Source organism: Streptomyces sp. C, assembly GCF_000158895.1.
In the GTDB taxonomy this organism is placed as follows: Bacteria; Actinomycetota; Actinomycetes; order Streptomycetales; family Streptomycetaceae; genus Streptomyces; species Streptomyces racemochromogenes.
In genome coordinates this window covers 3908827-3919628 of record NZ_GG657750.1, presented here as the reverse complement: position 1 = coordinate 3919628, position 10802 = coordinate 3908827, and the positions used below count along the sequence as shown (strand labels likewise).

8 protein-coding genes and 4 pseudogenes are annotated in these 10802 nt (G+C 70.0%); 8 read left to right on the top strand and 4 right to left on the bottom strand.

Annotated features, from left to right (window positions below; genetic code table 11):
- Together SSNG_RS43890 and SSNG_RS17535 are read left to right on the top strand one after the other, a co-directional pair.
- A pseudogene (locus tag SSNG_RS43890) lies at nucleotides 1–145 on the top strand (peptidylprolyl isomerase); the annotation flags it as partial.
- Between the two features lie 106 nt (nucleotides 146–251).
- A complete protein-coding gene (locus tag SSNG_RS17535; RefSeq protein WP_007265210.1) occupies nucleotides 252–1124 on the top strand; it encodes a rhomboid family intramembrane serine protease in 873 nt (290 codons plus the stop codon).
- A 129-nt stretch (nucleotides 1125–1253) separates the two neighbouring features.
- Here the strand turns inward: SSNG_RS17535 and crgA are convergent, their stop codons facing one another.
- Nucleotides 1254–1508 (bottom strand): cell division protein CrgA, encoded by a 255-nt coding sequence (gene crgA, locus SSNG_RS17530; protein WP_007265209.1) that lies wholly within the window; start codon nucleotides 1506–1508, stop codon nucleotides 1254–1256.
- A 91-nt stretch (nucleotides 1509–1599) separates the two neighbouring features.
- Between crgA and SSNG_RS17525 the strand changes: the two genes are divergently transcribed.
- The 6 genes and pseudogenes from SSNG_RS17525 to SSNG_RS17505 all read left to right on the top strand — a co-directional run bounded on the left by SSNG_RS17525 (nucleotide 1600) and on the right by SSNG_RS17505 (nucleotide 5571).
- Nucleotides 1600–2376, top strand: coding sequence for a DUF881 domain-containing protein (locus SSNG_RS17525; RefSeq protein ID WP_007265208.1), 777 nt, complete (start codon nucleotides 1600–1602; stop codon nucleotides 2374–2376).
- Nucleotides 2345–3062: pseudogene (locus SSNG_RS17520) on the top strand (class E sortase). Before SSNG_RS17525 ends, SSNG_RS17520 begins: the two are co-directional and overlap by 32 nt.
- A 103-nt stretch (nucleotides 3063–3165) precedes the next feature.
- Nucleotides 3166–3348 (top strand): annotated as a pseudogene (locus SSNG_RS43885) (hypothetical protein).
- Nucleotides 3345–3991, top strand: a pseudogene (locus SSNG_RS17515) (aminodeoxychorismate/anthranilate synthase component II). The pseudogenes SSNG_RS43885 and SSNG_RS17515 overlap by 4 nt, the downstream one beginning before the upstream one ends.
- A 403-nt stretch (nucleotides 3992–4394) precedes the next feature.
- Complete coding sequence (locus tag SSNG_RS17510) at nucleotides 4395–4826, top strand: class E sortase (RefSeq protein ID WP_241695074.1); 432 nt, start codon at nucleotides 4395–4397, stop codon at nucleotides 4824–4826.
- A gap of 13 nt (nucleotides 4827–4839) precedes the next feature.
- Nucleotides 4840–5571, top strand: coding sequence for a class E sortase (locus tag SSNG_RS17505; protein ID WP_007265203.1), 732 nt, complete (start codon nucleotides 4840–4842; stop codon nucleotides 5569–5571).
- A gap of 111 nt (nucleotides 5572–5682) precedes the next feature.
- On the opposite strand, the gene pknB is transcribed toward SSNG_RS17505, so the two are convergent.
- From pknB to SSNG_RS17490, 3 genes are all read right to left on the bottom strand, one after another.
- Nucleotides 5683–7731, bottom strand: coding sequence for a Stk1 family PASTA domain-containing Ser/Thr kinase (gene pknB / locus SSNG_RS17500; RefSeq protein ID WP_007265201.1), 2049 nt, complete (start codon nucleotides 7729–7731; stop codon nucleotides 5683–5685).
- A gap of 156 nt (nucleotides 7732–7887) precedes the next feature.
- Nucleotides 7888–9354, bottom strand: coding sequence for a penicillin-binding protein 2 (locus tag SSNG_RS17495; RefSeq protein ID WP_007265200.1), 1467 nt, complete (start codon nucleotides 9352–9354; stop codon nucleotides 7888–7890).
- The gene (locus SSNG_RS17490; protein ID WP_007265199.1) at nucleotides 9351–10775 is read right to left on the bottom strand and encodes an FtsW/RodA/SpoVE family cell cycle protein; all 1425 of its coding nucleotides are present in this window, start codon (nucleotides 10773–10775) and stop codon (nucleotides 9351–9353) included. The genes SSNG_RS17495 and SSNG_RS17490 overlap by 4 nt, the downstream gene beginning before the upstream one ends.
- Between the last annotated feature and the right edge of the window lie 27 nt (nucleotides 10776–10802).

Sequence of the window (10802 nt, the reverse complement as noted above, 5' to 3'; positions counted from 1 at the left end):
CCGCAAGCACAGCATCTTCGGCGAGGTCACCGACGCGGCGAGCCGCAAGGTCGTCGACGCCATCGCCTCCGGCCCCACCAACCCGCGCACCGAGCGGCCGCTGGACGACGTGATCATCCAGTCGGTCTCGATCGAGCGCCGCTGACGGGAAGGACGGCAGGGCGGGAACCTTGGGGACCCGCCCGTCCGTACTCGATGTGTACCGGAACGGCGGGGCGCGGGCCCCGTCACACCGCCGATCGAGGGGACCGATGGACACCGACCGTCTGCCGGGCTGCTACCGCCACCCGGACCGCGACACGGGGATCAGCTGCACCCGCTGCGAGCGGCCCATCTGCCCCGAGTGCATGATCAGTGCCTCGGTGGGCTTCCAGTGCCCCGAATGCGTCCGGGGAGGCTCCGGTACCGGGCACTCCGCCGGGGCCAACGCCCCGCGCACGGTCGCGGGCGGACTGGTGACCGGCGATCCCCAGCTCGTCACCAAGATCCTGATCGGGATCAACGCGGCGGTGTTCCTCGCCGTCCTCGCGATGCCCGGCCTGGCGATCGGCCTGGAGCTGCTCGGCCGCTACGTGGAGTACTACGGGGCACCCGAGGAGGGAATCTCCACCGGGCAGTACCACCGCCTGCTGACCTCGGTGTTCCTGCACGTCGAGTGGTGGCACATCTTCGGCAACATGCTCGCCCTGTGGGTGATCGGCGGCCCGCTGGAGGCGGCCCTCGGCCGCGTCCGCTACCTCGCGCTCTACCTGCTGTCCGGACTGGGCGGCAGCGCCCTCGTCTATCTGCTGACCGCGCCGAACACCCCGACCCTCGGCGCCTCCGGCGCCGTCTGCGGCCTGCTCGGCGCCACGGTGGTGCTCGCCCGCCGGCTCCGCTACGAGATGCGGCCGGTGCTGGTCACGCTCGGTCTGATGCTGCTGGTGACCTTCGTGCCCTTCGGGGGGCTGTCGGTGTCCTGGCAGGCGCACATCGGCGGTCTGGTGACCGGCGCGCTGGTGGCGCTCGGCCTGCTCGTACCCGCCGCGGGCCGCAGACGGGCGTTCGTCCAGACGGCGGCCTGTGCGGTGGTGTTCCTGCTGGCCGTGGCCGTGGTCGTCGTCCGGACGGCCGAACTCACCTGATCACACCGGCGTCAACTCTCCACAGAGTTATCCACAGATCTTCTGTCTTTTCCTCAGGTGTGGATGACGCTGTGGATAACTCATGGGGAGAGCTTGCGCCGCTCGGCTATCCGAGTAGGGTGCCGGCCCCTACTTCCACTGGGTCGAGACGCCGAAACCGGCCGCGATGAAGCCGAAGCCGACCACGATGTTCCAGTTGCCCAGCGCCTCCACCGGCATCTGGGTATCGGTCAAGAAAAAGACCACGATCCACGCGAGGCCGATGAGGAAGAAGGCCAGCATGACCGGGGCGACCCAGCTGCGGTTCGTCAGCCTGATCGCCTGCGCCTGCTTCGCCGGCGGCGGCGTGTAGTCGTCCTTCTTGCGGGTACGTGACTTCGGCACGAGGGGCTCTCCTGTCGATGCGCTGGGGACCTTGCCTGCCCCGGGCGTCCGTTAGCGTAGTGGACCTCTGGCGTTGAAGGAGAAGGGTACGTTGAGCAATTCCGACGACTCCTCCACGGGTGCCCGCCGCCGGGCCAGGCCCGTCCGGCTGCTGACGGCCGCCGTCTTCGCCCTCGCCGGCCTCATCTTCGTCACCAGCTTCAACACCTCCAAGGGTACGAACATCCGGACGGACGCCTCGCTGCTGAAGCTGTCCGACCTCATCCACGAGCGCAGTGCCAAGAACGCCGAGCTGGAGAAGACCGCCGCCACCGCGCGCGACCAGGTCGACGCCCTCGCCGAGCGCGACAACGGCAGCACCAAGGCCGAGGAGGCCAAACTCGCCGCCCTGCGCACCGCCTCCGGCACCGAGGAGCTCACCGGCCGGGGTCTGACGGTCACCCTCAACGACGCGCCGCCCAACGCCACCGCCCGCGTCCCCGGCGTCCCCGAACCCCAGCCCAACGACCTGGTGATCCACCAGCAGGACCTCCAGGCCGTGGTGAACGCGCTGTGGCTGGGCGGCGCCGAGGGCATCGAGGTCATGGGCCAGCGGCTGATCGCCACCAGCGCGGTGCGCTGCGTCGGCAACACCCTGATCCTCCAGGGCCGCGTCTACTCGCCCCCCTACAAGGTCTCCGCCGTCGGCGACCCGGCCGCCCTGCGCAAGGCGGTCAACGCCTCCCCCGCCATCCAGAACTACCTGCTGTACGTCAACGCGTACGGGCTCGGCTGGAAAGTGGAGGAGGACAAGCGGCTGACACTGCCCGGCTACTCCGGCACAGTGGACCTCCACTATGCGAAGCCGCTGGAGTCCGCCGCGCCCTGACGTCGTACTGCGCCTGGTGGTACGGACGTTCAGCGAGGTGTGCCTGACCGCCGGGACGCTGATCGTCCTGTTCACGGCGTACGTACTGCTGTGGACCGGGGTCAAGGCCGACCGGGCCGCGGCGGCCGAGCGCGACCGGCTGCGCGACCGCTGGGCGGCGTCCGCCCCGGCGGCGGCCCCCGCTGCCCCGTCCGGTGCCGGGCCGGCCCCGGAGCGGCGGGATCCCGCCCCCTACGAGCCGGGGCGGGCCTTCGCCGAGCTGTACGTCCCCCGCTTCGGCAAGGACTGGAGCAGGCCCGTCCTGGAGGGCACCGACCCCGAACCGCTGAAGAAGGGCCTCGGCCACTACACCGGCTCCGCCCGCCCCGGAGACGACGGCAACTTCGCGGTGGCCGGGCACCGGCGCACCTACGGCGACCCCTTCAAGGACATCCCCGAGCTGCGGCCCGGGGACACCGTGACCGTCCGGGACGCCACCCGGCTGGTACACGTACACCGTCCGGGCCGCGCCGCTGCGCGTCCTGCCCACCGAGACCGGGGTGGTCGCGCCGGTGCCCCGCCGGTCCCCGTTCGCCACCCCCGGCAAGTACCTCACCCTCACCACCTGCGATCCCGAGTGGGGGCACAGCCACCGCCTGGTGGTCTGGGCGGAGCTCACCGGCACCCGGCCCGCCGGGAGCGGGTGATTGCCCCGCTGACCCCCGCCGCGGGGCCCCGGGCCCTTAGGCTGTTGCGGTACCGCCCCCGCGGTGCGAGCAACGAACGTGGACGACGAAGGAAACGGACGCAATGTACGGCTGGATCTGGGGGGCATCTTGCCGGGGCAACGCGTGGGTGCGCGCGCTGATCTCCCTCGTACTGGTCCTGGGGGGGGGGGGTCCGTGCTGTTCCAGTACGTGTTCCCGTGGGCCCGAGGCGCTCCTTCCGTTCAACGATGTGACGGGGGACGAGGGATCGGGAGCCACTCCGTGAGCGCGCGCATTCTGGTTGTCGACAACTACGACAGCTTTGTCTTCAATCTGGTCCACTGGTCCAGTACCTCTACCAGCTCGGCGCCGAATGCGAGGTGCTGCGCAACGACGAGGTGGAGCTCGCGCACGCACAGGACGGCTTCGACGGCGTCCTGCTCTCCCCCGGCCCCGGCACGCCGGAAGAGGCGGGCGTCTGCGTAGACATGGTCCGGCACTGCGCCGACACGGGCGTGCCCGTCTTCGGCGTCTGCCTCGGCATGCAGTCCATGGCGGTCGCCTACGGCGGCGTCGTCGACCGAGCCCCCGAGCTGCTGCACGGCAAGACCTCGCCCGTGGTCCACGAGGGGCTCGGCGTCTTCGCCGGACTGCCGTCGCCGTTCACCGCGACGCGCTACCACTCGCTCGCGGCCGAGCCGGCGACCCTGCCCGACGTGCTGGAGGTGACCGCGCGCACCGAGGACGGGATCATCATGGGCCTGCGGCACCGGGAGCACGACGTGGAGGGCGTCCAGTTCCACCCCGAGTCGGTGCTGACCGAGTGGGGCCACCGGATGCTCGCGAACTGGCTCGTGCGCTGCGGTGACGCCGGAGCCGTCGAGCGGTCGGTGGGGCTGGCCCCGGTGGTGGGCAAGGCCGTCGCGTGACGGCGGTCGCGCCGTCCGCGCCCAGCGAGGGCCGGGCCGCGCGGCGCAGGGCTGCGCAGGAGGCCGCGAAGCGCTCGCACGCGCGCTCCCGCCGGCGAGGCGGGAGCGGACGGGGCCGCAGGCGCGCCCGTCCGCGCGGCGGCGGGCCGGTGGTGGTGCTCAGCCGGGCCGTCGGCGAGCTGTTCATCACCGCCGGCGTGGTGATGCTGCTCTTCGTCACCTACCAGCTCTGGTACACGAACGTCCTGGCGGAGCGGGCGGCCGACGGGGCCGCGGGGTCGCTCCAGCAGACCTGGGAACACCCGCCGGCTGACGGGCGCGCCGCCGCCCGTGGCGGCTTTCGAGCCCGGCCAGGGCTTTCGCGATCCTGCACATCCCGAGGCTGGGACCTGGAAGGTGGCCGGTGGCCGAGGGCATCAGCAAGGCGAAGGTCCTCGACAAGGGGATGGCCGGCCACTACGGCGAGGGGGCCCTGAAGACGGCGATGCCCTCCGACAAGCAGGGGAACTTCGCGGTCGCCGGACACCGCAACACCCACGGGGAACCGTTCCGCTACATCAACCAGCTGGTGCCGGGCGACCCGATCGTCGTGGAGACCCGGGACGCGTACTACACGTACCAGATGACCTCGTCGCTGCCGCAGACCTCGCCGGCGAACGTGGCGGTGATCAAGCCGGTGCCGGAGGGCTCAGGATTCACCGGACCGGGCCGCTACATCACGCTGACGACCTGCACACCGGAGTTCACCAGCACCTACCGGATGATCGTATGGGGCAGGATGACCGATGAGCGCCCCCGAAACCAGGGCGCCCCGCCCGCACTGACCAGCCCGTAAGGACGAACCCGCAGTGTCTCGTGCCCGCCGCCGTTCCGCACCGCCGCCCGCCGACCGCAGTGTGATCGCGGGGGCCCTGAGCCTGCTGGGCGAGCTCCTGATCACGGTGGGCCTGGTCCTGGGCCTGTTCGTGGCGTACTCGCTCTGGTGGACCAACGTCCTCGCCGACCGGCAGGCCTCGGCGCGCGGCGACGAGATCCGCCAGCGCTGGGGCAGCCCCTCGCCCTCGGCGAGCGGTCCGGTGCGGCCGGGCGCCCTGGACACCGGGGACGGGGTCGGTTTCCTGCACGTGCCCGCGATGAAGAACGGAGAGGTGCTGGTCAAGGAGGGCACCTCGCCGGACGTCCTGAACGACGGCGTGGCCGGGTACTACCTGGACCCGGTGAAGTCCGCGCTGCCCTGGGACGACAAGGGCAACTTCGCGCTGGCCGCGCACCGCGACGGGCACGGGGCGAAGTTCCACAACATCGACAAGGTGAAGAACGGCGACGCGATCGTCTTCGAGACCAAGGACACCTGGTACGTCTACAAGGTCTTCGCCGAGCTGGCCCAGACCTCGAAGTACAACACGGACGTGATCAACCCGGTTCCGAAGCAGTCGGGCAAGACCGCCCCGGGCCGCTACATCACGTTGACGACCTGCACCCCGGTCTACACCTCGAAGTACCGCTACATCGTCTGGGGCGAGCTGGTGCGGACGGAGAAGGTGGACGACAAGCGCACCAAGCCGGCGGAGCTGCGCTGACGGGGATCGATCGTCCCCCGGTGTTTCTCCCCCGGCTACCGCTGGGAGGTGCCCCCGGTGAAACGGCCCTGGCCCCCTCTTGGAGGGGGCCAGGGCCGTTTCAGGTACTGCCTAGCGGCGGTTGCCGCCCGTGAGGCCGCCGAACCAGCCTCCGCCCTGCTGGCCGCCGTCCTGCGGCTGGCTGGGGTTGGCCATCGTCCGAACGTTGACGACCGTGCCCGCCGGGACCGGCTGGGACACAGCCGGCTCGGAGGCCATGATCACGGCGTTGTCGTCCGTCGGCCCGCCCAGGACCGCCCCGAAGGTCAGGTTGGCCGCCTTGAGGGTGTTCTTGGCCTGTGCCACGGTCTGGCCGGCCAGCGGCGGGACCACGGTCGGCTGGGCCGACGCCTTGGAGATGCTGACGTTGACCGGGGTGTCCTTGGGGAGCTGCTGACCGGGCTCGTACTGCTGCGCCACGATCGTCTGCGGCGCGGCTCCCGGGGAGTCGACCTCGGTCGTGCTGCCGAGCTTCAGCTTGGCGTCCGCGAGGGCCTTCGTCGCTGCTGCCTTGTTCATGCCCTTGAGGTCGGGGACGACGCCCTTGGCGACTTCCTTGGCGACCTGGAGGGTGATCACGGAACCCTGCTCGGCCTGGCTGCCGCTCTTGGGGTTCTGCTCCAGCACGGTGCCGGGCGCGGCGGTGTCGGACTCGACGAGCTTCTTCTCGACCTGGAACTTCTTCGACTTCAGGCTCGACTCGGCGTCCTCGAACTTCAGCCGCGTGACGTCGGGGACCGCGACCTTGGGAGCGCCCGAGGACACCTTGACCTTGACCGTGGTGCCCTTGTCGACCTTGGTGTCGGGTGCCGGGTTCTGCGAGCAGATGTTGCCCTTGGGCTGGTCCGCGCAGGGCTCCTCGGCCTCCTTCTCCAGACCGAGGCCCATGTTCTTGGCGCTGCTCTGCGCCTGCTCGAAGGTCTGGCCGACGAACTTGGGCACGGCGGGGCGGTTGTCCGCCGTGCTGTTGAAGATGGTCTTGCCGATGAGGATCGCGCCGACCAGGACGAGGACGGCGGCGACCGCCAGCAGGATCGTCGAGGCCCGGCTCTTCTTCTGCTGGCGGCGCCCGTGGCCCTGGTCGTAGCCGCCGTGGCCCTGGCCGTCGTACGCGTAGTTGCCGTCGCCGCCCCCGGGGGGCATCGGCGGCATCATCGAGGTCTGGCCGGCGTCCGGGGAGCGCAGGGCGGTGGTGGGCTGGTCGTAGCCCTGGTGCCCGTAGCCGCCCTGGTCGGGGTAGCCGTAGCCGGCGGCGCCCATGGAGGCGGTCGCGGCGACGGGCTGGCCCTCCAGGCAGGCCTCGATGTCGGCCCGCATCTCGTCGGCGGACTGGTAGCGGTAGTCGGGGTCCTTGACCAGGGCCTTGAGGACGATGGCGTCCATCACCGGCGTGATCTCGGGGTCGAAGTTCGACGGGGGCTGGGGCTCCTCGCGCACGTGCTGGTACGCGACGGCCACCGGGGAGTCGCCGACGAACGGGGGACGGACGCACAGCAGCTCGTAGAGCAGGCAGCCGGCGGAGTAGAGGTCGGAGCGCGCGTCGACCTGCTCGCCCTTGGCCTGCTCCGGGGAGAGGTACTGGGCGGTGCCGATCACGGCTGCCGTCTGCGTCATGGTCATGCCGGAGTCGCCCATGGCCCGGGCGATGCCGAAGTCCATGACCTTGACCTGGCCCGTCCGGGTGAGCATCACGTTCGCGGGCTTGATGTCGCGGTGGACGATGCCGGCGCGGTGGGAGTACTCCAGGGCCTGGAGGATGCCGATGCACATCTCGAGGGTGCGCTCGGGGAGCAGCTTGCGGCCGGAGTGCAGCAGCTCGCGCAGGGTCGAGCCGTCGACGTACTCCATCACGATGTACGGGATGGAGATGTTGTCGACGTAGTCCTCGCCGGTGTCGTAGACGGCGACGATCGCCGGGTGGTTCAGCGAGGCGGCCGACTGGGCCTCGCGGCGGAACCGGGCCTGGAAGGACGGGTCACGGGCGAGGTCGGCACGCAGGGTCTTGACGGCTACGGTACGGCCGAGCCGGGTGTCGTGGCCGAGGTAGACCTCGGCCATGCCACCGCGGCCGAGCACGTGGCTCAGCTCGTACCGGCCGCCGAGGCGACGCGGCTCTTCCATAACGTTCCAGCCCTCTCCGTCAGTCCCGACCGCACCGGCGTGTGGTCCGGCGGTGTGCTGTTCGCGGCAAGGCTACCGGCCGATCGACGGTGATCGGTTCGTGACCACAGGCTGATATCGGACCGGTACCGAGCGCTCGGATCCTGTCTCCGGTACTCATCCCTTGTTCTTCAGGACGGCTTCCATGACGGCCTTCGCGACGGGTGCAGCCAGGCCGCCACCGCTGATGTCCTCACGGTCGGCCGCGCTGTCCTCGATGACGACCGCCACGGCGACGGGCGAGCTGCCGTCGGGGAGCTCGGCGTAGGAGATGAACCAGGCGTAGGGGCGCTTGGCGTTCTTCTCGCCGTGCTGGGCGGTACCGGTCTTGCCGCCTACCTTGACGCCCTTGATCTGGGCCTTGGTTCCCGTGCCGTTCTCGACGACGTTCACCATCATCTGCTGGACCTTCTGCGCGTTCGCCGCGCTGAGGGGCTTGCTCATCTCGGAGGGCTCGTGCTTCTCGATCGTGTCGAGGCCGGGCGCGGTGAGCTGGTCGACCATGTACGGCTTCATCAGCTTGCCGTCGTTGGCGATGGCGGCGGTGACCATGGCCATCTGGAGCGGGGTGGCCGCGGTGTTGAACTGGCCGATGGAGCTCTGCGCGTTGCCGTCGCGGCCCATGGTCTTGTCGTAGACGCTGGCGAAGGCGCGGACCGGGGTGTCGATCTTGTCGTTGTTGAAGCCGAACTTCTGGGCCGTCTCGACCATCTTGTCGCGGCCGACCTTGTCGCCCAGGTTCGCGAAGACCGAGTTGCAGGAGACCTTCAGCGCGTCGTTCAGGCTCGCCTTCTCGCAGCCGGTGGCGTGGTTGACCATCGGGGTCTTCGTGCCGGGCAGGATGTACGGCTCGGGCGTGTCCGTGGGCGCGTTGATGTCGCTGACCACGCCGTTCTCCAGCGCGGCGGCGGCCGTGACCACCTTGAAGGTGGAGCCCGGCGGGTACGTCTCGCGCAGGGCGCGGTTGACGAGCTTCTTGTCCTCGGAGTCCTTCAGCTCGACCCAGGCCTTCTCGTCGGCCTTGGAGTTGCCGGCGAAGGTGGACGGGTCGTACGAGGGGGTGCTGACCAGCGCCAGGATGGCGCCGGTGCGCGGGTCGATCGCCGCGACCGCGCCCTTCTTGGTGCCGAGCTGGTCGAAGGCGGCCTTCTGGGCGGCGGGGTTCAGCGTGGTGATGACGTTGCCGCCGCGCTTCTTCTCCCCGGTGAACATGCCGATGGTGCGGTCGAAGAAGAGCCGGTCGTCGTTGCCGGTGAGGATGCCGTCCTCCAGGGACTCCAGCTGGGTGGAGCCGAAGGCCTGCGAGGCGTAGCCGGTGACGGGCGCCCACAGGGGGCCGTCGACGTAGGTCCGCTTGTACTTGTAGTCGCTGCCCGCGGTGACGGCGGACCCGGTGATCGGCTGGCCGCCCTGGACGATGATGTTGCCGCGCTCGGTGGCGTACTGGGCGATCTGGACCCGGCGGTTCTCCTTGCGCGTGCTGAGCTCCTCGGCCTGGACGTACTGCAGCCAGTTGGTCCGGATCAGCAGGGCGAGGACGAGCAGCCCGCAGAACAGCGAGATGCGGCGCAGGGGCTTGTTCATGACGGGCGGACCACCTGGGTCATCTCGGAGTCGGGGGACGGGGCGGGGGCCGGGGCAGGTCGGCGTGCGGTGTCGCTGATCCGGATGAGGATGGCGATGAGGACCCAGTTCGCCAGGACGGAGGAACCGCCGGAGGCGAGGAAGGGCATGGTCATGCCGGTGAGGGGGATGAGGCCCATGACTCCGCCGGCGACGACGAAGATCTGCAGGGCGAAGGCGCCGGAGAGGCCGATGGCGAACAGCTTGCCGAAGGGGTCGCGCGCGGCGAGGGCGGTGCGCACACCCCGCTCGATGATCAGGCCGTAGAGCAGGAGGAAGGCCATGACACCGGTCAGGCCGAGTTCCTCGCCGACGGTGGAGAAGATGAAGTCGGAGTTGGCGGCGAAGCCGATCAGGTCGGAGTTGCCCTGGCCCCAGCCGGTGCCGAGCACCCCGCCGGAACCGAAGCTCATGATCGACTGGCCGACCTGCTCGCAGGCGCCGGACGTGGAGTAGCAGGCGAAGGGGTCGAGCCAGGCGGTGACGCGGGCCTTGACGTGGCTGGCCGTGGCGCCGACGACGGTGGCACCGCCGACCGACATGAGCAGACCGATGACGATCCAGCTGGTCCGCTCGGTGGCCACGTACAGCATGATCACGAACATGCCGAAGAACAGCAGCGAGGTGCCGAGGTCGTTCTCGAAGACGAGGACGAGCAGGCTCATCGCCCAGATCATCAGGATCGGGCCGAGGTCGCGGCCGCGCGGCAGGTAGAGGCCCATGAAGCGGCGGCTGGCCAGGGCCAGCGCGTCGCGCTTCACCATCAGGTAGCCGGCGAAGAAGATCGCGATGACGATCTTCGCGAACTCACCCGGCTGGATGGAGAAGCCGCCGACGCTGATCCAGATCTTGGCGCCGAAGACGTCCGCGCCCAGACCCGGGATGACGGGCAGGATCAGCAGGACGAGGGCGCCGGCCATGGAGATGTACGTGAACCGCTGGAGCACGCGGTGGTCCTTGAGGACCAGCAGCACGACCGCGAACAGGGCGAGGGCCAGCCCCGTGTACATCATCTGGCGCGGCGCGGACTCCGAGAAGGTGCCGAAGCTGCGCTTGGCGAGGTTCTGCAGCCGCTCCGACTGGTCCAGGCGCCAGATCAGGACGACGCCGAGCCCGTTGAGCAGCGTCGCGATCGGCAGCAGCAGCGGGTCGGCGTACTTGGCGTACCGCCGGACGACGAGGTGGCCGATGCCCGCGAGCACGGCGAAGCCGAGTCCGTAGAGCAGCGTGCCCGGGGGCAGGTCGCCGTGGATGGACAGGCCCACGTTGGCGTAGGCGAAGATCGGGATGACCACGGCGAAGGCGAGCAGCAGGAGCTCGGTGTTCCGTCGGCTCGGCGCCTCGATGGCGCCGATGGTGGTCGTGTTGGTGACAACGCTCATGGTGTGGCAGGCCCCCTGTGCCCGCGT